This window comes from Prochlorococcus sp. MIT 1306, from assembly GCF_047304515.1.
Classification (GTDB): Bacteria; Cyanobacteriota; Cyanobacteriia; order PCC-6307; family Cyanobiaceae; genus Prochlorococcus; species Prochlorococcus marinus_D.
Genome location: NZ_CP138959.1, coordinates 1,951,661 through 1,974,520 on the forward strand (window position 1 = coordinate 1,951,661; position 22,860 = coordinate 1,974,520).

At 53.6% G+C, this 22,860-nt stretch carries 26 protein-coding genes; 15 read left to right on the forward strand and 11 right to left on the reverse strand.

Annotation, left to right across the window (positions count from 1 at the left end; all coding sequences use genetic code 11):
• Positions 1 to 7 precede the first annotated feature (7 nt).
• A complete protein-coding gene (gene psaC, locus SIB74_RS09820; protein ID WP_011827179.1) occupies positions 8 to 253 on the reverse strand; it encodes a photosystem I iron-sulfur center protein PsaC in 246 nt (81 codons plus the stop codon).
• 138 nt (positions 254 to 391) lie between these two features.
• Between psaC and acpP the strand changes: the two genes are divergently transcribed.
• The 5 genes from acpP to SIB74_RS09845 all read left to right on the forward strand — a co-directional run bounded on the left by acpP (position 392) and on the right by SIB74_RS09845 (position 6,337).
• A complete protein-coding gene (gene acpP / locus SIB74_RS09825) occupies positions 392 to 634 on the forward strand; it encodes an acyl carrier protein (protein WP_011131320.1) in 243 nt (80 codons plus the stop codon).
• Between the two features lie 8 nt (positions 635 to 642).
• Positions 643 to 1,890: a beta-ketoacyl-ACP synthase II gene (fabF, locus tag SIB74_RS09830; RefSeq protein WP_063396767.1), complete on the forward strand. Its 1,248-nt coding sequence runs from the start codon at positions 643 to 645 to the stop codon at positions 1,888 to 1,890.
• A gap of 52 nt (positions 1,891 to 1,942) precedes the next feature.
• A complete protein-coding gene (tkt, locus tag SIB74_RS09835; protein ID WP_063396766.1) occupies positions 1,943 to 3,952 on the forward strand; it encodes a transketolase in 2,010 nt (669 codons plus the stop codon).
• 134 nt (positions 3,953 to 4,086) lie between these two features.
• Positions 4,087 to 5,028, forward strand: coding sequence for a UDP-glucuronic acid decarboxylase family protein (locus SIB74_RS09840; protein ID WP_063396765.1), 942 nt, complete (start codon positions 4,087 to 4,089; stop codon positions 5,026 to 5,028).
• A 205-nt stretch (positions 5,029 to 5,233) separates the two neighbouring features.
• Positions 5,234 to 6,337: a glycosyltransferase family 2 protein gene (locus SIB74_RS09845; RefSeq protein ID WP_063396764.1), complete on the forward strand. Its 1,104-nt coding sequence runs from the start codon at positions 5,234 to 5,236 to the stop codon at positions 6,335 to 6,337.
• Between the two features lie 395 nt (positions 6,338 to 6,732).
• On the opposite strand, the gene SIB74_RS09850 is transcribed toward SIB74_RS09845, so the two are convergent.
• Positions 6,733 to 7,005: a chlororespiratory reduction protein 7 gene (locus tag SIB74_RS09850; RefSeq protein WP_011827185.1), complete on the reverse strand. Its 273-nt coding sequence runs from the start codon at positions 7,003 to 7,005 to the stop codon at positions 6,733 to 6,735.
• 36 nt (positions 7,006 to 7,041) lie between these two features.
• Positions 7,042 to 7,767, reverse strand: coding sequence for a glutathione S-transferase family protein (locus tag SIB74_RS09855; protein ID WP_063396983.1), 726 nt, complete (start codon positions 7,765 to 7,767; stop codon positions 7,042 to 7,044).
• A gap of 633 nt (positions 7,768 to 8,400) precedes the next feature.
• Between SIB74_RS09855 and SIB74_RS09860 the strand changes: the two genes are divergently transcribed.
• From SIB74_RS09860 to SIB74_RS09880, 5 genes are read left to right on the forward strand one after another with little or no spacing between them, the layout of a single operon-like run.
• Positions 8,401 to 8,607 (forward strand): DUF751 family protein, encoded by a 207-nt coding sequence (locus SIB74_RS09860; RefSeq protein WP_011827188.1) that lies wholly within the window; start codon positions 8,401 to 8,403, stop codon positions 8,605 to 8,607.
• A gap of 2 nt (positions 8,608 to 8,609) precedes the next feature.
• Positions 8,610 to 9,038 (forward strand): 30S ribosome-binding factor RbfA, encoded by a 429-nt coding sequence (gene rbfA, locus SIB74_RS09865; RefSeq protein WP_011827189.1) that lies wholly within the window; start codon positions 8,610 to 8,612, stop codon positions 9,036 to 9,038.
• A complete protein-coding gene (locus tag SIB74_RS09870) occupies positions 9,035 to 10,684 on the forward strand; it encodes a glycoside hydrolase family 3 N-terminal domain-containing protein (protein WP_063396763.1) in 1,650 nt (549 codons plus the stop codon). Before rbfA ends, SIB74_RS09870 begins: the two co-directional genes overlap by 4 nt.
• Positions 10,685 to 10,721: 37 nt before the next feature.
• Positions 10,722 to 11,930: a glycosyltransferase gene (locus SIB74_RS09875; RefSeq protein WP_197463333.1), complete on the forward strand. Its 1,209-nt coding sequence runs from the start codon at positions 10,722 to 10,724 to the stop codon at positions 11,928 to 11,930.
• Entirely contained in the window at positions 11,927 to 12,760 is an 834-nt protein-coding gene (locus SIB74_RS09880) for a uroporphyrinogen-III synthase (RefSeq protein ID WP_063396761.1), read from the forward strand. Before SIB74_RS09875 ends, SIB74_RS09880 begins: the two co-directional genes overlap by 4 nt.
• Here SIB74_RS09880 and SIB74_RS09885 read toward each other — a convergent pair.
• From SIB74_RS09885 to zds, 4 genes are read right to left on the reverse strand one after another with little or no spacing between them, the layout of a single operon-like run.
• Positions 12,711 to 13,061, reverse strand: a complete 351-nt coding sequence (locus tag SIB74_RS09885) for a hypothetical protein (RefSeq protein ID WP_063396760.1) — start codon at positions 13,059 to 13,061, stop codon at positions 12,711 to 12,713. The genes SIB74_RS09880 and SIB74_RS09885 overlap by 50 nt on opposite strands.
• Before the next feature lie 16 nt (positions 13,062 to 13,077).
• The gene (locus SIB74_RS09890) at positions 13,078 to 13,206 is read right to left on the reverse strand and encodes a hypothetical protein (protein WP_413681689.1); all 129 of its coding nucleotides are present in this window, start codon (positions 13,204 to 13,206) and stop codon (positions 13,078 to 13,080) included.
• Positions 13,207 to 13,656: an SRPBCC family protein gene (locus SIB74_RS09895; protein WP_011827194.1), complete on the reverse strand. Its 450-nt coding sequence runs from the start codon at positions 13,654 to 13,656 to the stop codon at positions 13,207 to 13,209.
• Positions 13,657 to 13,658: 2 nt separating this feature from the next.
• The gene (gene zds, locus SIB74_RS09900) at positions 13,659 to 15,131 is read right to left on the reverse strand and encodes a 9,9'-di-cis-zeta-carotene desaturase (RefSeq protein ID WP_063396759.1); all 1,473 of its coding nucleotides are present in this window, start codon (positions 15,129 to 15,131) and stop codon (positions 13,659 to 13,661) included.
• A gap of 117 nt (positions 15,132 to 15,248) precedes the next feature.
• Between zds and SIB74_RS09905 the strand changes: the two genes are divergently transcribed.
• From SIB74_RS09905 to SIB74_RS09920, 4 genes are read left to right on the forward strand one after another with little or no spacing between them, the layout of a single operon-like run.
• The gene (locus SIB74_RS09905) at positions 15,249 to 15,641 is read left to right on the forward strand and encodes a HesB/IscA family protein (protein WP_011827196.1); all 393 of its coding nucleotides are present in this window, start codon (positions 15,249 to 15,251) and stop codon (positions 15,639 to 15,641) included.
• A gap of 59 nt (positions 15,642 to 15,700) precedes the next feature.
• Entirely contained in the window at positions 15,701 to 16,120 is a 420-nt protein-coding gene (locus SIB74_RS09910) for a hypothetical protein (protein ID WP_063396758.1), read from the forward strand.
• 1 nt (position 16,121) lies between these two features.
• The gene (locus SIB74_RS09915; RefSeq protein ID WP_063396757.1) at positions 16,122 to 17,333 is read left to right on the forward strand and encodes a lipid-A-disaccharide synthase-related protein; all 1,212 of its coding nucleotides are present in this window, start codon (positions 16,122 to 16,124) and stop codon (positions 17,331 to 17,333) included.
• On the forward strand, positions 17,330 to 17,599 hold the full coding sequence (locus SIB74_RS09920; protein ID WP_063407390.1) for a hypothetical protein: 270 nt from the start codon (positions 17,330 to 17,332) through the stop codon (positions 17,597 to 17,599). Before SIB74_RS09915 ends, SIB74_RS09920 begins: the two co-directional genes overlap by 4 nt.
• Here SIB74_RS09920 and SIB74_RS09925 read toward each other — a convergent pair.
• Both SIB74_RS09925 and SIB74_RS09930 read right to left on the reverse strand, forming a co-directional pair.
• Complete coding sequence (locus SIB74_RS09925; protein ID WP_063396756.1) at positions 17,541 to 18,482, reverse strand: TIGR01777 family oxidoreductase; 942 nt, start codon at positions 18,480 to 18,482, stop codon at positions 17,541 to 17,543. The two genes, SIB74_RS09920 and SIB74_RS09925, sit on opposite strands and share 59 nt — an antisense overlap.
• Before the next feature lie 28 nt (positions 18,483 to 18,510).
• Positions 18,511 to 19,830, reverse strand: a complete 1,320-nt coding sequence (locus SIB74_RS09930) for a cation:proton antiporter (RefSeq protein ID WP_082818519.1) — start codon at positions 19,828 to 19,830, stop codon at positions 18,511 to 18,513.
• On the opposite strand from SIB74_RS09930, the gene SIB74_RS09935 reads away from it, so the two are divergent.
• Positions 19,829 to 20,074 (forward strand): NAD(P)H-quinone oxidoreductase subunit O, encoded by a 246-nt coding sequence (locus SIB74_RS09935; protein WP_011131340.1) that lies wholly within the window; start codon positions 19,829 to 19,831, stop codon positions 20,072 to 20,074. The two genes, SIB74_RS09930 and SIB74_RS09935, sit on opposite strands and share 2 nt — an antisense overlap.
• Here the strand turns inward: SIB74_RS09935 and SIB74_RS09940 are convergent.
• Both SIB74_RS09940 and SIB74_RS09945 read right to left on the reverse strand, forming a co-directional pair.
• Entirely contained in the window at positions 20,053 to 22,146 is a 2,094-nt protein-coding gene (locus tag SIB74_RS09940; protein ID WP_063396755.1) for a phospholipid carrier-dependent glycosyltransferase, read from the reverse strand. The two genes, SIB74_RS09935 and SIB74_RS09940, sit on opposite strands and share 22 nt — an antisense overlap.
• Complete coding sequence (locus SIB74_RS09945; RefSeq protein ID WP_063396754.1) at positions 22,143 to 22,841, reverse strand: J domain-containing protein; 699 nt, start codon at positions 22,839 to 22,841, stop codon at positions 22,143 to 22,145. Before SIB74_RS09945 ends, SIB74_RS09940 begins: the two co-directional genes overlap by 4 nt.
• Between the last annotated feature and the right edge of the window lie 19 nt (positions 22,842 to 22,860).

Sequence of the window (22,860 nt, forward strand, 5' to 3'; positions counted from 1 at the left end):
ACTCAGATCAGTAAGCCAGGCCCATACTGCGCGTGGTCTCGTCGCCTAAATAAACCCGAATGCTGAGGAAATCAGTGGGGCAGGCTGTTTCGCATCGCTTGCATCCCACACAATCTTCAGTGCGAGGAGATGCAGCGATCTGGCCGGATTTATGGCCATCCCAGGGAACCATCTCGAGAACATCGAGAGGGCATGCACGAACGCATTGGGTGCAACCAATGCATGTGTCGTAAATCTTGACAGCGTGAGACATGAGCCTGGTCCGGAACAAAAGGCTTGAAGTAACGGTAACTGGCAAGACTCCTAGTGAGACAAGTTCGACGTGTTGCCGTCACCGTTGTTAACCCCACTACCGCCAGCTCGTAGGATGCGTCGTCCCGTCTTCACGGCTATGTCCCAGGAAGCGATCCTTGAGAAAGTCCGTTCAATCGTTACGGAGCAACTGAGTGTTGAAGCCGGCGAAGTGAAGCCAGAATCGAGTTTTCAGAACGACCTTGGTGCCGACTCCCTCGACACCGTGGAACTCGTGATGGCCCTCGAAGAGGCCTTTGATATCGAGATCCCAGACGAGGCGGCTGAGGGCATCACGACCGTCGGTGATGCCGTCAAGTACATCGAAGACAAGCAAGCCTGAGGATCGGCATGATGGAGGATCTCCATCGGGTTGTGATCACCGGTCTCGGAGCGGTCACACCGATTGGCAACACGGTCGCGGACTATTTAGAAGGGTTGAAGACAGCCAACAATGGCGTAGGCGCCATCAGCCTGTTTGACGCGTCAGCCCATGCATGTCGCTTTGCCGCAGAGGTCAAAGACTTTGACCCAACCGGTTTCCTCGAACCTAAGGAATCAAAAAGATGGGATCGATTCAGCAAATTCGGTGTAGTAGCAGCCAAGCAGGCAGTTGCTGATGCCGGTCTAAGCATCGAAGAGGAAAATTCCTCCCGCATCGGGGTGATTATTGGTTCAGGTGTCGGTGGTCTGCTCACCATGGAGACCCAAGCCCACGTTTTGAATGAGAAAGGTCCCGGTCGGGTCAGCCCATTCACAGTGCCGATGATGATCCCCAACATGGCTACTGGGCTTGCCGCCATTGCGTTGGGGGCCAAAGGACCCAGCTCAGCAGTAGCCACAGCCTGTGCAGCTGGATCCAATGCCATCGGCGATGCTTTCCGGCTGCTGCAACTCGGCAAAGCGGATGTCATGGTGTGTGGTGGTGCAGAAGCAAGCATCACACCACTAGGTGTGGCTGGCTTCGCCAGTGCCAAGGCCCTCTCCTTCCGCAATGATGACCCCGCCACGGCTAGCCGTCCGTTCGATGCAGAACGAGATGGATTCGTCATCGGTGAAGGCTCTGGCGTCCTGGTCCTTGAAACCCTTCAGCACGCCAAAAATCGCGATGCCACGATCCATGCTGAGATTGTGGGCTATGGCATCACCTGCGATGCCCACCACATCACCTCACCAACCCCTGGCGGCGTTGGTGGTGCAGAAGCAATCCGCCTGGCCCTAAAAGACGGACAGCTGGAGCCCACCAGCGTGGATTACATCAATGCCCATGGCACCAGTACTCCTGCCAATGACAGCAACGAAACAGCAGCCATCAAAAATGCTCTCGGCGAGAGGGCTTATCAGATTCCTGTGAGTTCCACAAAATCCATGACGGGTCACCTTCTTGGTGGATCGGGCGGCATTGAAGCTGTGGCATGCGTGCTTGCCCTTCAGCACGGCATGGTGCCTCCCACCATTAATTACCTCAACCCAGATCCACAGTGTGATCTGGACTATGTCCCCAACATCGCCAGAGAACACAGATTAAGCGTGGTGCTCTCCAATTCCTTCGGCTTCGGCGGTCACAACGTCTGCCTCGCCTTCCGCCAAATGGCCTAAGCGGCTCTGCCGCCTCCATCCTTCAGACTCCCTGCTATCCCATCTCAACACCATGGTCGCTGCGACTGCTTCCCTAGACACGCTCTGCATCAACAGCATTCGCATGCTGGCCGTCGATGCGGTCAACAAGGCCAACAGCGGCCACCCTGGTCTTCCCATGGGCTGTGCCCCCATGGGCTACACCCTCTGGGACCAATTTCTGCATCACAACCCCAAGAATCCTCAGTGGTTCAACCGCGACCGCTTTGTCCTCTCAGCCGGTCACGGCTGCATGTTGGTTTACGCGCTGTTGCATCTCACCGGGTATGACTCGGTGAGCATCGAGGACATCAAGCAGTTCCGCCAATGGGGCTCCCGCACTCCTGGACATCCCGAAACATTTGAGACCCCTGGAGTCGAAGTCACCGCAGGCCCCCTTGGTGCTGGGATCTCTAATGCCGTTGGCCTTGCGATCGCTGAAGCTCACCTTGCGGCCAAATTCAATAAACCCGAAGCAAAGATCGTTGATCACTACACCTACGTGGTGATGGGCGATGGCTGCAACCAAGAAGGTATTGCCTCTGAGGCCTGCTCCCTTGCCGGCCACCTCAAGCTAGGAAAACTGATCGCCCTCTACGACGACAACCACATCACGATCGACGGCCGCACAGACGTTTCCTTCACCGAAGACGTTCTCAAGCGCTACGAGGCTTATGGCTGGCATGTACAACATGTCGCCAATGGCGACACCGACGTGAATGCCATCGCCAAGGCGATCGCTGCCGCCAAGGCTGTGACCGATAAGCCTTCGATTATCAAGGTGACCACCACCATTGGTTACGGCTCCCCTAACAAAAGCGATACTGCCGGAGTGCACGGGGCCCCCCTTGGCGAAGAAGAAACCAAGCTCACTCGCCAACAACTGAGCTGGAACTATGGCCCGTTCGAAATTCCTCAAGAGGCCTACGACCAATACCGCAAGGCCATCGAACGCGGCGCTCGCCTTGAATCTGAGTGGAATCAAGCCCTAGCCAACTACAGAAGTCAATACCCAAATGAAGCAGCTGAATTCGAGCGGATGTTGCGTGGTGAGCTTCCCAAGGGGTGGGACAAAGATCTACCGACCTATACCCCTGAAGACAGCGGCCTCGCAACGCGTAAGCACTCCCAGATCTGCCTGGGCGCTCTCGGCCCAAACCTACCGGAACTGATTGGCGGTTCTGCCGACCTCACTCACTCCAATTACACCGATATCAAAGGTGAAACCGGCTCCTTCCAACCTGAAACGCCGGAGAAACGCTATTTGCACTTTGGTGTGCGTGAGCACGCCATGGCCGCCATCCTCAATGGCATCGCGTACCACAACAGTGGCCTAATCCCCTACGGCGGAACCTTCCTGGTTTTTGCTGACTACATGCGCGGCTCAATGCGCCTTTCAGCCTTAAGTGAGCTTGGCGTGATCTACGTACTCACCCATGACTCAATCGGTGTGGGAGAAGACGGCCCGACCCACCAACCGGTCGAAACCATTCCCTCCCTGCGCGCCATGCCAAACATGCTGGTGTTCCGTCCCGGAGATGGTAATGAGACCAGCGGAGCGTACAAATTAGCCATCCAGAATCGCAAACGCCCCAGCTCTCTTTGCCTGAGCCGTCAGGGCATGGCCAACCAAGCCAATTCATCCATCGAAAATGTCGCTCTCGGCGGCTACGTACTGGAAGATTGCGAAGGAACAGCTGATCTGATCCTGATCGGTACAGGCACGGAGCTTGACCTTTGCGTGCAAGCCGCCAAGCAACTCAGTGCTGCAGGCCACAAGATTCGCGTGGTCTCGATGCCTTGCGTAGAACTTTTCGAAGAACAGAACAGCGCATACAAACAAGAGGTGCTGCCAAATGCTGTACGCAAGCGCATCGTGGTGGAAGCCGCCGAATCATTTGGCTGGCACAAGTACATCGGCCTTGATGGCGACAGTGTGACCATGAACAGCTTTGGCGCTTCTGCACCAGGTGGCACATGCATGGAGAAGTTTGGCTTCACCGTAGAGAATGTGGTAGCGAAGTCAAAAGCGTTGCTGAATTGATCTGCGAGTGAATCAATAGCTCTAGCAATCCTCGTTTCTGCTCTGCATCTCTACTGGTGCGGAGCTTTTTTATTGGTATCAAATGAGCAGACATCTCCGCCTAGACTCAGATCTAAATATCTAACACTGACGCCTTGCAACCGACTCGCAACCTTGTCACCGGAGGCGCTGGTTTTCTTGGTTCGCATTTAGTCGACAGGCTCATGCAGGCGGGTGAGGAAGTGATTTGCCTCGATAACTATTTCACTGGGCGCAAAGTCAATATTGCGCAATGGATCGAGCATCCACGCTTCGAATTAATCAGACACGATGTCACCGAGCCAATCAAGCTCGAAGTTGATCAGATCTGGCATCTGGCGTGCCCTGCATCACCAGTTCACTATCAGTTCAATCCGATTAAAACAGCGAAAACCAGTTTTCTTGGCACTTACAACATGCTGGGCCTTGCTCGCAGGGTAGGCGCACGCCTACTACTTGCCAGCACCAGCGAAGTTTACGGCGACCCAGAAATTCACCCCCAACCCGAAAGTTACCAAGGTTGCGTCAACACGATTGGAATTCGCAGCTGTTACGACGAGGGAAAGCGCATCGCAGAAACACTCTGCTTCGACTATCAGCGAATGCACGGCACTGAGATCAGAGTAATGCGCATCTTCAACACCTATGGCCCTCGAATGTTGCCCGATGACGGCAGGGTGGTGAGCAACTTCATCATGCAAGCACTTCGTGGTGAACCACTAACCATCTACGGAGATGGCCTGCAAACGCGTTCGTTCTGCTACGTGGATGATCTCATTGAAGGCATGTTGCGCCTCATGAGAAGTGAAAACCCCGGACCCATCAACATCGGCAATCCACGTGAATTCACGATCAGGAACCTGGCAGAATTAATTCGCAATCGCATCCAACCAAACCTGGAGCTCATTTCAAAGCCATTACCGCAAGATGATCCAATACAACGCCAGCCATTAATCGACTTAGCAAAAAAAGAACTGGACTGGGAACCATTGATTCAACTTGAAGATGGACTAACAAGAACGATCGACTGGTTTCGTGAGCAACTGGGAAACAATTGAGCAATGGAATCTATCCTGGCCGAGGTGAATTCAAACATTATCCATCAACTAGACAACCCCATCTATCAAAATGAACCATCAGGGATAACTCGGAGCTGCTAACAGACAAGCACTAAAGAAAATATTGATTCTATGCTCGGCAAGGCCAAGCCTTACCGAGCATCTAAAGATGTTAAACTAGACCGTGGTCAACCAATGCTTCGAGATGGCAGAGACTGCCAGCTTATCAATAATACTACCTGCTTTCAATGAAAGGGATAATATTTGCACCATCATCGAATCAATCATTGATCTATCCTTGCAATATAAGCTAGAGATTATCGTTGTAGATGATGATTCTCCAGATGGCACCTCTGAGGTGGTGTTGGAATTGGCTCGTCAATATTCATTCGTCCGATTAGTTAGGCGTGTAGGCAGAAGTGGTCTTTCCAGTGCAATCAAAGAAGGGCTCTTAAATGCTTGCCATGAATATGCTCTTGTCATGGATTGCGATGGTCAACATCCTACGTCAGTCATCAAACAGTCAATAAGTCATCTAAGAGACAAAGGCTTAGATCTTGTTGTTGGCAGCAGGTTTCTTCAAGGGTCTGTAATCAATGGTCTCACCAATGATCGAGAAAGTGCTTCTACTTTTGCAAACTTTCTTGCCAAAAAAAGTCTCTCAAAAAGATATCGCCATTTAACTGATTACATGAGTGGATTTTTTGCAGTCGACTTGAAGCAGGCCATGCCAATCATTCGCTCTGTTGATGTCAATGGCTTTAAGTTCCTATATGAATTATTAGCCAAAAGCAATGGAGCCTTATTAGTTGGCGAGGTACCCCTGATCTTCGAGAAGAGGCTTCATGGAAGCTCTAAACTGGATATCGCAGTCGCATGGGATTTCTTATTATCATTTCTACATTCAATCAGCTTAAAGCTTATTCCTCGTCGCGCAATAAGCTTTGCGCTTGTTGGCCTAAGTGGTGTTTTTGTACAGCTATTTAGTGTTTTCATTCTTACCAATATACTGGCTTATTCTTTTCAATCCTCTCTGCCTATTGCTGTCATATTAGCAGCAACATCCAATTACTTAATGAACAATATTTTGACTTTTAGGTTTGCACGTCTTAATGGCTTAAAATTAATAAAGGGCCTTACAAAGTTTTTACTTGTTTCCTCTTTACCATTCGTGGCCAACATTGGGTTGGCATCTGCTTATTACGAGCACATCTCTTCCAACGAGCTGATCGCACAACTGCTTGGCATCATCTTTGCCTTTACTTGGAACTATGTGGCAAGCAGCAAATTTGTTTGGAATACTCCATAGCCATATAACTTCTGCTCTTCATTGGTGACACACAAAATGTTTTAGGGCAATGCCATTTCAGACTTGCAATTGACTTGACGCATCTATCTCGTATGACTCAACATAGTCTCCAGCCATTATATATACTCTCTAGACAAATTTTCATTTATAGAATACTTCCTTCAGTCCGCAGATCGAGAAGTGATCAATGTGCTGACATGCATTCAGCTCTAGATTCACATCGTAACGCCCCTTGAAAAATCGCGAAATGCAACAATTATAAGTGATGATTTAAAGGCTCATGATGTTAAAGGGAGCTTGGATTAAGTTTGTCTTCTCGATACGTAATGCCTGCACGATTGCATCGGGGTTCAGCAACAGTCTTGTCAAAGCGCACTAAACCTATCCAAATGAACTCAACTTTGAACAGATCCAGGAGGTTCCAGGCGTACCGCAAACCACTGCAGACATAGACCTTGGCCCACCTCCAGCTCACAAGCGGTATCAAGCAACCGCTGGGCCGCTGAAACGAGTGAGTCCTGACTCTGCAAATCCTCTGGCAAGACATCCAAACTCTGGAGCCAAGTCTGCAACCAAACCAATGTGTCATCAGCGCTCAGAAGCCGCTCAGGCTGGCCAGGCTCCAAAACGACGTAGTGATCAGAATCACGAATCAAGGGATCAGACATTAGACAGCCATTTCTGGATCGGTGTTCAAGCAAGGCTCATCGGGCTGAGTCATCCGTCTCAAGCAATGACAACTCAAGCTGATCCCTCCAGTGGAATAAGGGCTGCAGCCGCGGGTGATCACTCAGGCCGAACACACCTCTACCGGCAAGTGCTGCCCCAGCCGAGGCTGGAAAACGCATTAAAGAAATCTGAGCGGCTACAGCTAAATCAGCCAAGCTCATCGCATCTCCTACTAGCCAGGACCTTTTCTGCATCAAATCAGCCAATTGTTCGAGGCTCGTTAATAACTCAACCCTCTCTGCCTGGCCAATGATCTCAGAGGCACCGTTCAACAACCCCCCCGGGAGATCTCCCATGACCTGACGCAAGGGAGTTGGCAGATCTTCTGGAAGAAGAGCTAAACGCAACTCAGAGTCCAAGGCTGCAGCCTGCAACAAAGCTGACCGGCCTGCCCGCGCCAATGTCGTATCAGCCCAATCTTCAATCAAGTACACCTGCGCGGCCTGCTGTGGATCAACCGGAATGAGGGGTGGTTCCGGCTGCTTAGCCTCGAGATGTCGAGCAATGGTGCTGGAATCTGCCAAAACAACATCGCCATCGACAAGTACCGGGACCTGACGCTGACCTGACAAGCGAAACACGTTGAGCTGTCCTAGCCCGGGGGTAACTTCCACCACCTGGTAAGTCAAACCCTTGGCCTGCAAGACCATCCGCACCTTGAGACAGAAGGCGGAATGGCGGAATTGATGCAGTTCCATCATCGTTTGCTCTGCCAAAAGAACGGCAGAGTAGCTAACAGCTTCAAAAGCCCGCTAAGGCAAAGGGGGCAATAATCGCATTTCACTTTCGGCTGAGAGTTGAAAATGAAAAGAGCTGTTGTATACAGATTCAATCAAGTCAGGTCAATACAATCGGCTTTAAAAGTTAGCCAAATGGCTGTATTTCAAGACACTAATCATACAGTTTCTTCTAGGCAAATAATTCAATTTAGCAACCGCAAATTGTGCATGCTGAGCAATAAATCAACAGAAATTTACGACGCGCCGAAAAGAAGTGTTCCAGATTTCTTCCCCTTTAAAGGCTTCGCCAATTGCTTTTTCTTGAGCAACACTGCCTGCGGCTATCGCCAGAATGGCCACACGAACTGAGCTGAGCCCCCCGCTCGCCGCTCTAAGCAATAGAGGCAACAGCAATCCCTAAGGCGCTGCTCTGCGGTCTCTCAAAGGAACTGCCGCAGTGCCTTCTGCCTCACTAAACTAACGTCGTATAACTGGTCACACTGAGGATGCACGATACCGGCAACCTTCGCTCTCAGGTGATCTATGACTTCAGAAGTAGCTTCATCCTCACTTTGGGCTAACCCATTTCCCAAAAACCCTCTGCAATAACTGAAGATGAGAGAGTTATTTCTCAACTTGTCACGCTATCCGCGATACCTCATCGCCTTCTGCCTTGGTTTGCTCAACAACTACATCGAGCCACTCGCCAAGCGACGCAGTAATCCCGTGACTGCAATAGCCATCATTGGGGCCCTAATAAGTGGATTGATCAGCATTGTCTTAATCATGCATGCCATGGTGTATCCAACATCACTGGCATAGATATGGCACCTGGGCGACGGGTGGAGCGGGTCGCTGCCCTAATCCGCCGAGAGACAAGCGAATTACTCATCCATGGCATCCGCGACGAACGGGTACATCAGGGCATGGTGAGTATTACGAATGTGGAAGTCTCCGGCGATCTACAGCACTGCAAGATTTTTGTGAGCATTTACGGCGAAGAGATCCAACGCTCTGAAGTGCTAGAGGGTCTAGAGGCCGCCAGTGGTTTCCTCAGAGGCGAGCTTGGCCGCAGATTGCAGATGCGACGTGCACCTGAAGTGCACTTTCATTTGGATCGCGGAATCGAGAAGGGAACTTCGGTACTGAACCTTCTTGAGCAATTGGAACAACAGCGAGAAACCCTTGGAGAAGTGCAATCAGAGAGTGATCAACCAACGACTGACGAGACAACAACTGTCAACAAAACGTGAACCCGCCGATCCAGAGCCCCCTTCGACGTCAAGTCGCTGAGTTGCTAGTGGTGCGAGCAAGTGGTCATGCAAGCGATGATCAACGCCGTTATCCAAAATGGGAACTAAGCAACACTGAGCTAAAACGTCTGCTCGCTGAAGGTGTGGGCGGTGTAATTTTGCTGGGCGGCACAAGCACCGAAATAAGCCATCGCTGCAAGAGACTTAGACAATGGGCGAAAGCACCCCTCCTGTTATGTGCCGATGTGGAAGAGGGTGTCGGTCAACGCTTTGAAGGCGGTACTTGGCTCGTACCGCCCATGGCCCTTGGACGGCTCTATCAAGAAGACCAACGTCGTGCTGTCAATCTGGCCGAGCGCTACGGCCGCTGCACAGGACACCAAGCTCGACGCTGCGGACTCAACTGGGTGTTAGCACCCGTCTGCGATGTCAACAACAACCCAGCCAACCCTGTCATCAATGTGCGGGCATGGGGAGAAGACACTGCCACCGTCTCTTCTTTGGCCTGTGCTTTCCAACAAGGCCTTGCAGCAGAAGGTGTAATGGGATGCGCCAAACACTTCCCAGGTCATGGCAATACGGGAATGGATTCCCATCTGCAGTTGCCTGTACTGGATGACAACCTCCGCCAGCTGATGGAGCTTGAACTCGTGCCTTTCCAGGCCGTCATGAAAGCCGGCATCGACAGCATCATGACGGCCCATCTATTGATGAGAAACCTCGACGCCTCCTGTCCGGCGACCCTCTCTCCAGCTGTTCTCCAAGACCTTTTACGCCGCCAACTCAAGTTCGAGGGCTTAGTCGTGACCGATGCCCTGGTCATGCGAGCAATCACTCGGTCCTATAGCGCTGGCGAAGCCGCCGTGATGGCCTTTGCCGCCGGTGCTGACCTGATTTTAATGCCCGAGAACGCAGATGACGCTATCGAGGCCCTATGCGAGGCCCTCCAGTCGGGCCAAATTCCAATGCAACGTTTGCACGCCTCCCAAGAGCGCCGGCGAGAAGCCTTACAAAAGGTTGGTACCTCCACTGCAAAGCTGGCCCTCAAAGACAGCACAAGCATTGACAAACCCCTGGAACGAGACGAAGACCGTGCTCTCGCTAGAGAACTGGTGACTGCATCGCTAAAAATCCACCATCCAGGACCGGTCACCCCAACTGAGTCAGGCATCAATCTCCTGCGGGTGGATGGAGTCTTGCCCTGCTCGGTACTCGCAGCCACGGCCCCAGCACTCGTACTGCCCTCTGAAGCTGGATTTCAAAGTTTGCTCTGTCACCCCCTAGGGATCTCTCCCTGGCAAGACGACCCAAATCAGCCTTTAGCTCTAGAACGATTGGGCATCGGCCCAATAATGCTGCAACTTTTCTTACGCGGGAACCCCTTCCGTGGCGACCAGGATCGCCACGAGCCATGGGTGGCAACCGTCAAGCAACTCCAACAGCAAAAACGCCTCGCAGGCCTAGTTGTCTACGGCAGTCCTTACATCTGGGATGAACTGATTGAAGTGTTAAATATCGGCATCCCCGCGGCTTACAGCCCTGGTCAGATGCCTGAAGCGCAGCGCCAGGTTCTTACCTGCCTGCTACAACCTGCGCAGGTGCAATCAAGTGCCCAAACGCCGCTGTTCCAAGACTTCACTGACTGACGTCTATATCCTCGAGCCAACCTACGAACCAGCTCCAATGCTCAGCCTCTCGATGGTCGTACGCAACGAAGAGAGTCGCCTGGGAGCATGCCTGGCGTCCGTGAAAGGGTTCGTAGACGAAATCGTGCTAGTCGACACGGGGTCCACGGATGCAACAGTGGCCATAGCTGAAGCCGCCGGTGCACGAATAGAGCACCTGCCGTGGCCAGGGGACTTTGCCCCAGCTCGTAATGCCGCCCTGAACCTGATCACGGGGGATTGGGTCCTTGTTCTTGATGCCGATGAACAACTACGCGCTGAGGCCATCTCAGGCCTACAAAACTTGATGGCTCAGCCTGATGTTCTGGTGATAAACCTGCTGCGCTTTGAGCAGGGAGCAACGATGGCCCCTTATTCCAACGTCAGCCGTCTGTTCCGCCGACACCCGCGAATCCACTGGAGCCGCCCCTACCACTCCATGATTGACGACAGCGTGAGGGATCTGCTTAGCGAAGAACCCCATTGGCGCATCGTCGATTACCTTGAGCCGGCTTTGCTCCACGAAGGCTACCGGCCAGATCTACTCCAAAGCAGCAACAAATCCCAACGGTTGAGGACAGCAATGGAGGCCTGGCTGGCTGAGCATCCAGGCGATCCGTATACCTGTGCAAAACTCGGCGCTCTCGAGGTGGACGAAGGGCAAAAAGAGCGCGGCATCCAGCTCTTGCGGCAAGGCCTAAAGCAGAACGAAAACACGAATGTCAATCCGATCGAACGCTACGAACTTCTTCTGCACCTAGGCATTGCCCTTGCCCAAGACGATCCCCAAGGAGCCGTCACGGCCTACCGCGAAGCCGTGGCTCTACCCATGGACATCAGAGTGAGCCTGGGAGCTCGCCTCAACCTGGCAGCCCTGCTCATGCAACAAGAGCTACTGGATGAAGCCATCGCACTCACCACCACCGCTACCCAACAAGCCCCGGAAGTCGCTCTGGCGTGGTACAACCTCGGATTAATGCAGCGTCGCCGAGGCAATCTTGTAGAAGCCTTATACGCCTACGAACAAGCGAAACAACTCAATCCTGAGCATGCTGAGACCCACCAAAACCATGCGGTCGCGATGCTTGTCGCTGGGGACATCAATGGTGCCCGCAACAGCTTTAGCAAGGCTATTACGCTGCTGCAGCGTCAAGGACGAAGCAAGGAAAGCGAAGGGCTGCGCCATCAGGTAGCGGGCATTGTGAAACTAAATGAGGAAGAGAAATGAGCAGCAAACCCATAGCTCCCCTTCATGGCCGCACAATCATCATGACCCGTGCCCAGGAGCAACAGAGTGAGGCTCGGAGTCGGCTTCATGCCCTTGGATCGAACGTTCTTGATCTGCCCGCTCTTGTGATTGGCCCACCCGACGATTGGCAACCCCTCGATGATGCCTTAGCCGACATCAAGACCTTCCACTGGTTGGTTTTCTCCAGCGCCAATGGAGTACGGGCCGTTGAAGAACGGCTTCAGCGGATCGGCCAATCTCTTGCCCATCGCCCCAAGGGACTAAAACTTGCAGCAGTAGGCCGCAAAACAGCCCAACATCTTGAACACCTAGGAGCTGCTGTTGATTTTGTTCCACCCAACTTTGTAGCTGACAGCCTGATCAATCATTTCCCAGTGTCAGGCTTTGGACTGAAGATGCTGCTGCCAAGAGTCCAGAGCGGTGGCCGCACCATTCTGGGAGAAGCCTTCCGGGAAAGCGGAGCACACTTGATTGAAGTAGCGGCTTATGAATCCCGTTGCCCAGAAGCAATCCCGGAGGACACGGCCACAGCCCTCGCAAACAGCAATGTGGATGCAATTGCTTTCAGCAGCGGCAAGACCGCTGCACACACAGCAACTTTGCTCAGCCATCGTTTTGGCAGCGACTGGGTGCAGCAGCTTGAAACAGTCAAAGTCATCTCCATCGGCCCCCAAACAAGCCTCAGCTGTGAGCAGCATTTTGGGAGGGTCGATCAAGAAGCCGATCCCCACGACCTTGAGGGGCTTGTCAGTGCTTGCGTTAAAGCATGCAGATCGGAGGCTGAGACTTGCCCCCCTGGGTCAGGGTGATGCAGCCGCGCTGAACGTCGATCGATAGCAGCGACCAGCTTGGAGGTAACAACTGGTCCGCCTCAACTTGACCGGGGCAACGACCTCCAGGCCCCACGCACAATGCTCCTGATCCATCTGATGTTTGAACCAATGCCCGCTGCTGCCCGCCAACAACCAGGACACCTTTCAGGATGAATCCATTTGAAGTCGTTGAGCCAACAAGCGGTTGAAAAGGATCCCTTCGACCTGCGAGCACTCGATCTTGAACCTCTGTGGCCGAAGGCAGTGGCGTGAGCCGATCAGAAAGATCAATCGGCATCACAAACTGCTCAGAACTATCCGTAGCCGATCGCGGTGTTGTAGCCAACTTCTCGGTAGTAGAGCGATCGGTACTGCATCCAGTTAGCGCAACCGTGAGCAGGATCAATGCACTCCTCAACCGCCATGCGGCTGTCCTGGAGCACTCAGGAGGAAACGCAGTAACCGCTTTCCACAAGATCCCTAAATCTGTCAAGATTGGCCTGGAGCTCACGAGTAACAATCCCTCCCAGGATGCTCGGTTCCATCAAGGGTGCCAAGGGCCTCGGTAACTCGTAGGTAACGCTCAATTTCACAGCTGTACGGTTCTCGCTCTCCGGATAGAAACGCACAGCTCCTTTCGTAGGTAGCCCTCCTATGGATTCCCATTGCAACTGCTGGCCTTCAACCTGCTTGCTGATCTTTGCCTGCCAATGGAAACGAAAGCCCTGAGCAGCCAAGGTCCAATCCGTGAGGCTTGGATCATCAAGGGTTTTGACAGATTCAATCCAGTTCATCCAGCGGGGCATGGCCTCGAGATCCATCCAGACAGCCCATACCTGCTCAACGGGAGCATTGATATCGCTAGTTACTGTGTGTTCAAGCCAGCGTCCCATCGTTAAGCCACCGCCTGATTGGTGGCCAACATCGCTGGTTGATGAAGGATCGCCGCCGCAGCCAAATGGCCACTCATCGTGGCACCCTCCATTGAGTCGATGTAATCCTGGCGGGTATAACTCCCCGCCAAAAAGAAATTGCTGACAGGCGTGGACTGCTCTGGTCTATAAGGCTCCATCCCTGGGGCTTCTCGATAAAGAGATTGAGCAAGTTTGACGACGTTGCTCCACACCAGCTTGAGAGAAAGAGACGAAGGGAACAATTCACGCACTTGAGCATCGGTGTGCGAAACGATCGTCTCTACGGATTTAGAAATCCAGGGGTCACCAGGAGTGAGTACACATTGGAGTAAAGAACCCAGACCTTCCCGGCGATAGTCCTCAGGACTCGCCAAGGCCAGATCCGCAAAGCAGCTGAAATCTGCATCAGCTGTATACAAAAGATTATCCAAGCCAACAGGACTCCGGAGATCCCGGCGTGCAGCCTCGTGAATGGGGTCATTCCCCAACTCAGTCACCCAGCCGTCGTAGCGCAGCTGCACGGTCGCAACGGGCACGGCTTCGAGCTTGTAGATGTCATCAAACTGGGGGAACCTACGCCATGCCTCAGGGAGCAAGCGCTGAATGCCTGGCACATCGCAAGCGGCCAAATAGCAATCAGCTTCAACCATCACATCCCCTTCTGGTGTACCAAGGCTGAGCCCGGTAACCACCGGAGCTTCGTCATCGCGAAAGTGCACCTCACGAACACGATGGCGAAGATGAAGACGACCACCCCTTGCCTGGATGTAATCAAGAATCGGCGCAGTAAGCCAACGATGAGGGGAGCCTTTAAGCAAATTCAGCTTGGATGCTTCCGTACGGGCTGCAAACATCATGAAAATGGTGAGCATGCAACGGGCGGAGATCGCCTCACAGTCGATAAAGCCGAGGGCATAGGCAACCGGGTTCCACATGCGCTGAATGCTCTGCATGCTGCCGCCATGACTGACAAACCACTGTTGAAAGCTCACTGCATCGAGAGCACGAATTGTGCTCATGGCCCCCTCGTAATCCACCAGGCCCCTAACAATGGGACTCGTTCCCAGAGCAAGGGCATTGCGCAATTTATCGATCCAGTTCAGCTGAGGAGTCGTAAAAAAAGCCTTGAGGCCGTTAAAAGGAGCCCCTAGGGCAAAACGAAAATCAAGAGATCGAAGATCACCACCACGATTGACGAACAAATGGGTGTGATCCTTTGGCAGCAGATTGTCAATTGCACCCACCTTGCGCATCAGCGCAAAAAGATTGGCGTAATTGAAAAAGAAAACATGCAACCCCATTTCGACATGGTTGCCATCTGGATCTTCCCAACTACCAACCTTGCCACCAATGAACGGCCGAGCTTCGTAGAGATCCACGGCATGCCCGGCATCAACGAGATCAACAGCTGCAGCCAGTCCGGCAAGCCCAGCGCCCACAATGGCGACCCGCACGCGCTTCCTACAAAAATCCTTCCGACTCTATAAATATGGCGGATAGGTTGACTGAATTGGATAGTGCAACGAGAGACATACCTCCATAAAATGAATTGAGGTCTGTGCCAGCACTGAATGACCAGCACCACTAATCCGGCAACCCACCACACCGCTACTGACGGCAAGGGCATCCAAATCACCAACACAGCTATGCAGCAGTTGGCCAGGCTCTGCCTAGAGAAGGGGAATGATCAGGTGCTGCGAGTAGGCGTGCGCTCGGGCGGCTGCAGCGGCATGAGCTACACCATGGATTTTGTACCCTCAGCCGATATCCAAGAAGGAGATGAGGTCTATGAGTACACCGCAACCGATGGCGCAAGTTTCCGTGTGATCTGCGATCCCAAGAGCCTGCTGTACATCTATGGGATGCAATTGGATTTCAGCACTGAAATGATTGGCGGCGGCTTCAATTTCACCAATCCCAACGCCAGCCAAACCTGCGGTTGCGGCAGCTCATTCGCTGTCTGAAGTCAATGGCCACCGCTCCGTGGGAATCTGAAGAGACCTAAGCAGTTCTGCTGCATCCGATGGCGTCCACCAACGAGAACCTCTTCGAAACAGCTATGGCCCGGTATCAGTCCGGAGCTGAAGCCAGTGAGCTGATCGAAGACTTCAAAACCATCACAGCAACGGCGCCCAATCAAGCGGCTGGCTGGACATGCCTAGCCTGGCTACAGCTTCTCAATGCGCAACCCGATGAGGCCCTGCGCACCGCGCGCACTGCGGTCAAGCTCAACGCCCAGGATCCCCAAGCTCGTATCAACCTCAGCCTGGCCCTGCTGGAAACCAACTCCAAGGGTGTACGAGATCAAATCGACATGGTGCAAAAAATTCTTGCTGTTGCACCGGAGTTTGCAAAAGACCTCAAGGACTCAATCGCCGATGGGTTACTTCGCAGACCAAATTGGCAGGCTTTGAAAAAAGTAAAGGCTTGGCTGGAGCTCTGATTTGGCGAAGCTGCTGCTGTTGAGTAATGGACACGGAGAAGACCTTTCCGGGGCCCTCCTAGGCAAGACCCTGCTCAACCTGGGCCATCAACTGGAGGCCCTGCCTTTGGTCGGTCATGGTCATGCCTATACCGAAGCAGGAATCAAAATCCTTGGACAGGCCAAAGCATTCAGCACAGGCGGGCTTGGATACACCAGTCTTCGAGGCAGGCTGACTGAACTGCTACAAGGCCAAGTGTTCTATCTCCTAAGGCGCCTGGGACGTTTGTTGCAGGTGGCACACCACTACGACCTGCTGGTGGTGATTGGCGATGTGATCCCTGTGATGGCAGCTTGGCTTAGCGGCCGTCCCGTCGCGATCTACCTAGTGGCTTACTCCAGTCACTATGAAGGTCGCCTGCGCTTGCCTTGGCCTTGTGGCAGCTGTCTGAAAAGCAAGCGGTTTTTGGGTGTATACAGCCGCGACGAGCTCACCGCAACAGACCTCACGGCTCAACTTCAACGCCCAGTGAGCTTTCTGGGCAATCCCTTTATGGATCCAGTCCTCACACCTCAAGCACGCTTACCAAGCTGCCGTTATCGCCTAGGACTTCTGCCTGGCAGCCGCCTCCCAGAACTAGAACACAACCTGTTGTTGCTGTTGGCGATGGTGGAATATCTTCCAGAACAACTACTAGCCCGCGATGAAATAAGCCTAGATCTTGCACTGGTCCCAGCCCTAGACGACAGCAGCCTGGCTCAACTAATCGCTCAACAAGGCTGGCAAATGCAACCTGGTATCGGCAACGCAACACACACCAAGCTTGTGCTCGGTCAAAGACACATCACCTTGCAACGCGACTGTTTCATTGCGGTCCTTCAGAGCAGCGATCTCCTGATCAGCATGGCGGGCACGGCGACTGAACAAGCGGTAGGACTCGCTAAGCCAGTGCTACAACTTCCAGGGATGGGACCCCAGTTCACCGCCGCATTCGCAGAAGCTCAGCGCCGACTACTCGGGCCCACTGTCTTTTGTGCTGGTGGGAAGCCTGGCGAAGCGCTCAACCTGCAGAACACTGCCAAACTGACTGTGGAGCTCTTGGAACGCAGCCAAACGGACCCTGACCTGCAACAACAATGCCAGAAGCAGGGCTTGCAAAGACTCGGGGTGGCAGGTGGCGGGCAACGATTAGCCCAAGCCATGACAAACCTGCTCACTGAAAGACATCAATGACAACTCCTTCTGCCGATCCCCAATGGAAACAGTGGTTGGACCGACTGCTGATCATCGATGTGTTCCTAGTGATTGCCGGAGCACTCTGGTTTGTCACAGGGATCCTGGCCGCAAGCCAGGGAGTGGAGAAACCAATCGGGCTGTTTCAGCAACTCTGGATGCCCCTATTTTTGCCCGCCATCAGCCTGTTAATGACCGCTGCCCTCATCAATGGGGTGTGGGCATGGTGGCTGCGGATAAGGCCTGGCATAGATCGGGATACTTAAACCTGAAACCCAACCCTGCAAGTCGTTCTGAGACCACCTGTTGACCCTCAAGGACGACACGAGCTCCATCCCCAAGCAAGATCTTGAGGAGCGGACCTGGAACCGGTAAGAGGCTTGGACGACCAAGAGTCTTGCCGAGAACCGCCGCGAACGAAGCCATAGGGACAGGCTCAGGAGCAACCCCATTCACCACACCGGACCAAGCCCGTTCCTCAAGAGCCTTTTCAATCAACTGACACAGATCAGTGCGATGAATCCAGCTCATCCACTGAAGGCCACTGCCCACCGGCCCACCAATACCAAGCCTGAACACTGGCAGCATCTTGCCTAGAGCCCCTCCGTCGGGCCCTAGAACAATGCCGATACGCACCACTACCAATCTGGTAGCAGACGGTTTAGCAGCAGCTGCAGCCTCCCAGCGCTCACAAAGGTGAGCGAGGAAATCTTGTCCACAAGGACTCTTTTCAGTGAAGTAGCCATCTGGACTGGTGCCGTAATAGCCCACCGCAGAGGCATTCAGGAGCACTCTTGGTGGTGTCTTGAGTTGATTCATGGCTTTCACCAATGCCGTGGTTGTGTCCAAACGACTCGACTCCAGCTTCTGGCAATGAGCAGCTGTCCAGCGCTGCTCAGCAATCGGTTCTCCGGCCAGGTTCACCACTCCTTCTACTTGCGCCAAGGCAGTCAGTAGTGGGCCATCGAGCCAACTGTTTGGATCAGCGGGGTTGATCTGCAGCCACTCCAACTGCCCTGCCTGGCGCTCTTGATCGAACCCAGAGGCAGCCTTGCGACTGACCAAGATCAACTGATGCTTGGCTGCCAACAACTGGGGGACCAGCTCACGGCCGACAAAACCTGTGCAACCAACAAGTAGAAGGCGCATAAAAGAACTGACGGCATTGGCCGCGAGACTAAGGGGCTGAGAGCGGAGCCTCCACTGGACTAGCTAGCCCAAGGCGATTTGCAATAGGCACTAAAGCAAACCCCTGGAACAACAATCCGAACAAAACCACCGCCAGGGCTAGGGGAGGCATGGTTTTTCCCCAACTCACCGACGACGAAGCCCAGACCTGAATCGCTAAAGCAATAGGCACCGCACCACGCAGGCCAGCGCAGCACACAAACGTCCGCTGCCCTAACGAAAATGAGCTGCGTAAGAGCAGAAAGTGAACAATCAACCAACGCACCACCTGCATTAAGAGAAACAGTAGGAATGCTGCGCCAGCTGCTCGAACAACGTCCTCAGGGGAAACCACCAGCCCCATACAAAGAAACAAAAGCAGTTCAGCCATTTTTGCAAAACTGGAATGGGCCTCCGCAAGCACCAACTGATCGGTGCTTGAACCATTGCCGAGCACAAGCCCCGCCACATAAGCAGCCAACAAAGCACTGCCACCCATCAAGGTGGTTCCACCTGCAAGCACCATCAACAAAGCAAGACTCACAACTGGCAACATGGAATTGGTATTCAGAGACCTACGACTACCGAGCACCTGAGTGGTGAGACTCCCCCCGAGAAAGCCAAGCAAGATGCCCAAAAGAAACTGACGTAACACCACAGTCACCAAAGCAGCCGGAGCAACACCCTCCCCGCCTGCCAAAGCCATTGCCACCCCTGCCAAAACCACAGCAACAGGGTCGTTGAAGCCCGACTCCGTCTCAATCAGGTCCAAAACAGGCTTAGGCAATCGTCCAGCGAGAGGTCGCAAGAGAGCAAAGGTCGCAGATGCATCCGTACTGGACAACATCGCACCCACGAACAAAGCCTGCGGGAACAACAACACCCAACCGACACTCCCTTCGGCCGAGCCAAATCCAAGCATCGCCAAGGTGATCAGGAGAGCTGTGAATAAAGCACCAAAAGTTGCCAGCCTTAGGGCCGATGGGATCACAGAGCGCATCTCTGCCCAATTCGTCGTGAGCCCCCCAAAGAAAAGCACTAAAACAAGTGCTGCCTGCGTGATTTGGTCTGCGTGGACCAAGGAAAGCAAGGGAGGGAGCGCATCAGCCGCATCCGAAGCCACAGTCAAATGGTTATCAACCAACAAACCAAGAATCAGCACCATCAGGATCCCCGGAACCCTCACGCGAGCCGCCAGGTCATCGAGAAGCACGGCTACAAGCAACAGAGCTCCGAAGGCCAAAAAATAGAGGGCGAGTGAATGACCCAAATCAGAATGTTGGTGAGCCTGAGGAGGTTCTAGCCTGAGTCTTAGAGAAAACCACGTCATGGCCGAAACATCTGCACCAGCAAAGGCCACGGCAGCCCTCAAGAAAGGAGCCCTTGTTCGGGTCAATAGGCACGCCTTTAGCAGCAGCACTGAAGCCGCGGCCAGTGATCCCTCTCCTCCCGACTACATTTTCGAAGGTCCAGGTGAACTGCTCGCCGTCAAAGAGGGCTATGGGCAAGTGCGCTGGCGCATGCCTGTTCCTGACGTGTGGCTACGGATCGATCAGCTGGAACCCTTCTCCTGAGCAGAGGGCTTTAGCGCTTCCTCAACCTGTTGCACAGCCTTAGGGATCGAGTCTGAGGCAGCAGGCAAACGCCACAAAGCTCCTGCCAAAACCCCACTGAGATCACCAAGACCGGCCAATAGATCATTGGGATGCTTGCGCTGGGCTCGATCAGCCACAGCTGATGCCTGCCAGGGATTCAAGCCCGCCAGGATCACCACACTGCGATAAACACTGGGCCAAGGACTCTCTGGTAGTCGTTTCTCCAAGACGGCGAATTGAGTCGCTGCCTCAATAGGGCGATTCGCCAACACTGCCAAAAGCGCCAATGTCCAGCGGGCATCGGTATCAACAGGATGATCAAGCAAACGCCGCATTGCGGCTTCTCGCACTTCAGTTCGATAACTGAAATGGCCATCCAACATATGTTCGACAGAGACCGCAGCAAAGACTGGCTCAAGCCCTTGAGGTCCCTGCGCCAACCCCTGGGCCAGAGAGGGAAAACGCTCAGCAAAGCTTGCTGCCCTAGGAACCCCAGAACTGCGTGCCCAAAGGGAATAGCTGCCGCCAGATTGCCGTGAAAAACGGCGCAGCTCAACAAATACACCACTGCTGCGCACAGCCTGATCAAGGCGTGCCGCAGTGTCTCGAACTGAGCCCTGATCTCCCTCTGCAAGCACAACCCACTCAGCCTGCTGCAGCACCGGCTCCACATCACCTGCACTACTACCAAGCTGGCGACCTACCAACCGACCACCCCGTCTGCGACCGAAATAACTGACATTGTGCTGATTGAGATCCGGAGTACTGGGCACCACGATGATTGTGGTGGGCAAGCCATTGGGATCAGCGCCTCCAGCCGCCCGGACAATGGCCTCCACAGGCCCCTTTTGGCGCTCTGACAAACGAGTGATATGAGCCGACAAAGCTGAAGGAAGGATGGCCAACAACCCCGCCAAGAGGGTCGTAGACAAAATCAGCCAGGAGCCCTTCAACCAGCGACGGTTCGCCCACAACCCCCATTGCAACCAACCCCTAGCGAGCAACAAGAGCAATGGTGGGAGAAGTGGAGTGATATATCGATCACCTTTATTCGGACTGAGGCTGGTCAACAACCAACCAGCAACCAGAGTCACGATCAGCCAACGCCAAGCCAGTGGATCATCAGAAGACACTGCTCTCTGTGTTGAAGATCCAAGGCTGCGGCCATCAATAAACAACCAGAGCAAACAACCACTGAGGCCCACGATGAGCAGAACAGGACCTAACTGCGCCGGCAACAAACGTGGATACCAAAGCCAGTTTTCAAGGGTCCATAGAGAAGGGTCCCCTTCCCTAGCCGCCGATTCGATCACGGCCCTGTTCGTTCCTCCAAGCGTTGTGATCCAGTTGTGACGTAACCAAGGGCCCACGCCGAACAAAAACACACCCACACCTGCCAGCAGCTGAAATCGGGTGCGATTGGTACGACATAAGGCACACCAACTGGCCCATAACAGCGCCGGAAGCAAAACCAACAAAGCACTTTGCTTCACCAAAAGTGCCGCCGTACAAGCAGCCGCAGCGAACAAGGCCTGTAACCAACGCCCACCTCGCTGTGGATCCCACCAGCACCCCAGCCGCCATAACGCCAAGGTGACTGCAGCAGTGAGCGGCATCTCCAACACATAATCCGAGCGCAACTCCAACAAGGCTGGAGCCATGGCAACAAAGACAACGGCAAGCAATGCCATCCCCTGCCCACGCAAACGCAACCCCCATGCCGCCACAGCGACCAAGAGCAGCCCGTGCCAAAAACTAAGGCTCCAGGCGGCCTGCTTAGGTGCATCTCCAGCCACTGCCATCACGGTGCCATTCACCAAAGAAGCAAGAGGAGGAATCTTTGGGGAGAGATCTAGCAACGCGTTCCATCCTTGCCATTGGCCTCCTGGTAACAATCCCAGTGCGCGTCCATGATCGAGAGCGCTATTGAGGTAATCGGCCTGATCCCAAGAGGGAATACCGCCGTAGTGATGCCACCAGATCCGATCGATCCCAGTAGCCAGCAACCAGATCAGAGCAACAAACGACCAAAAGCGCCAGGCAGCTTTCACAAAATCTCCAGCCGACGGCGTTCCTCCTTTAAGCGTAAACGCCGCTTTTTGGCCTCACGCAACATCTCTCGACCATCGTGGAGATAACTATCGACATAGCCCATCGTGTAGCGCTCCAGCTCAGCCAAAGCATCTTCTACTTGGGAAAGGCAGTGATACAGGCTCAAACCAAAACCTTGTGCAGACGCAGGGATAGGCAAAGCTCGATAAAGCCTATTAACCGTCTCAAGGCGATTACCACTCTGTTCCAGGTAAGTGCAAAAGACCTCCATCAACGAATCGTCGTAAGGGTCAGCAGAAAGAGAGCGAAACTGAGCAGGGAAAGGATTGATCACTTGCCCCAACAATCGATCAATCGGCACATAAACCTGCTTGATCCACTGCACAAGAGCCTCATCTTCTGCTGCCCCCTGGCCTTTGGTCGCTCGTGCAACAGCACTAGCGCGAGCATTGCGAACGCCTCGCTGATGCGCTTCATCAGCTACTGAAACATCATGCTTTCTTGTGCGGTCATAGGCGCGTCGATGCTCTGAATCCCCCAAAACTTCCCAAGCTGCATTGAGCGCAAGGATCCCCTGCTCATCACCACCAGCGTCAGGGTGATGCCGTTTCACCAACTGGCGATAAGCAGCCTTGATCTCAGCCGCGCTAGCGGTGGAGGATACTCCCAAAACCTGATACGGATCTGCAGCCATAGAAACCAGTCATTTGGAA

What these genes read in the sequence shown, in the direction of transcription:
- tkt (WP_063396766.1), top strand. Translation starts at nt 1,943, where the DNA reads ATGGTCGCTGCGACTGCTTCCCTAGACACGCTCTGCATCAACAGCATT.
- SIB74_RS09920 (WP_063407390.1), top strand. Translation starts at nt 17,330, where the DNA reads ATGACAACTCCTTCTGCCGATCCCCAATGGAAACAGTGGTTGGACCGA.
- SIB74_RS09855 (WP_063396983.1), bottom strand. Translation starts at nt 7,767, where the DNA reads ATGATGGAACTGCATCAATTCCGCCATTCCGCCTTCTGTCTCAAGGTG.
- fabF (WP_063396767.1), top strand. Translation starts at nt 643, where the DNA reads ATGATGGAGGATCTCCATCGGGTTGTGATCACCGGTCTCGGAGCGGTC.
- SIB74_RS09895 (WP_011827194.1), bottom strand. Translation starts at nt 13,656, where the DNA reads ATGGGACGCTGGCTTGAACACACAGTAACTAGCGATATCAATGCTCCC.
- SIB74_RS09935 (WP_011131340.1), top strand. Translation starts at nt 19,829, where the DNA reads ATGGCCGAAACATCTGCACCAGCAAAGGCCACGGCAGCCCTCAAGAAA.
- SIB74_RS09860 (WP_011827188.1), top strand. Translation starts at nt 8,401, where the DNA reads ATGAGAGAGTTATTTCTCAACTTGTCACGCTATCCGCGATACCTCATC.
- SIB74_RS09845 (WP_063396764.1), top strand. Translation starts at nt 5,234, where the DNA reads ATGGCAGAGACTGCCAGCTTATCAATAATACTACCTGCTTTCAATGAA.
- SIB74_RS09850 (WP_011827185.1), bottom strand. Translation starts at nt 7,005, where the DNA reads ATGTCTGATCCCTTGATTCGTGATTCTGATCACTACGTCGTTTTGGAG.
- SIB74_RS09930 (WP_082818519.1), bottom strand. Translation starts at nt 19,830, where the DNA reads ATGACGTGGTTTTCTCTAAGACTCAGGCTAGAACCTCCTCAGGCTCAC.
- SIB74_RS09925 (WP_063396756.1), bottom strand. Translation starts at nt 18,482, where the DNA reads ATGCGCCTTCTACTTGTTGGTTGCACAGGTTTTGTCGGCCGTGAGCTG.
- SIB74_RS09880 (WP_063396761.1), top strand. Translation starts at nt 11,927, where the DNA reads ATGAGCAGCAAACCCATAGCTCCCCTTCATGGCCGCACAATCATCATG.
- SIB74_RS09885 (WP_063396760.1), bottom strand. Translation starts at nt 13,061, where the DNA reads ATGCCGATTGATCTTTCTGATCGGCTCACGCCACTGCCTTCGGCCACA.
- SIB74_RS09910 (WP_063396758.1), top strand. Translation starts at nt 15,701, where the DNA reads ATGGCGTCCACCAACGAGAACCTCTTCGAAACAGCTATGGCCCGGTAT.
- acpP (WP_011131320.1), top strand. Translation starts at nt 392, where the DNA reads ATGTCCCAGGAAGCGATCCTTGAGAAAGTCCGTTCAATCGTTACGGAG.
- SIB74_RS09905 (WP_011827196.1), top strand. Translation starts at nt 15,249, where the DNA reads ATGACCAGCACCACTAATCCGGCAACCCACCACACCGCTACTGACGGC.
- SIB74_RS09875 (WP_197463333.1), top strand. Translation starts at nt 10,722, where the DNA reads ATGCTCAGCCTCTCGATGGTCGTACGCAACGAAGAGAGTCGCCTGGGA.
- psaC (WP_011827179.1), bottom strand. Translation starts at nt 253, where the DNA reads ATGTCTCACGCTGTCAAGATTTACGACACATGCATTGGTTGCACCCAA.
- rbfA (WP_011827189.1), top strand. Translation starts at nt 8,610, where the DNA reads ATGGCACCTGGGCGACGGGTGGAGCGGGTCGCTGCCCTAATCCGCCGA.
- SIB74_RS09945 (WP_063396754.1), bottom strand. Translation starts at nt 22,841, where the DNA reads ATGGCTGCAGATCCGTATCAGGTTTTGGGAGTATCCTCCACCGCTAGC.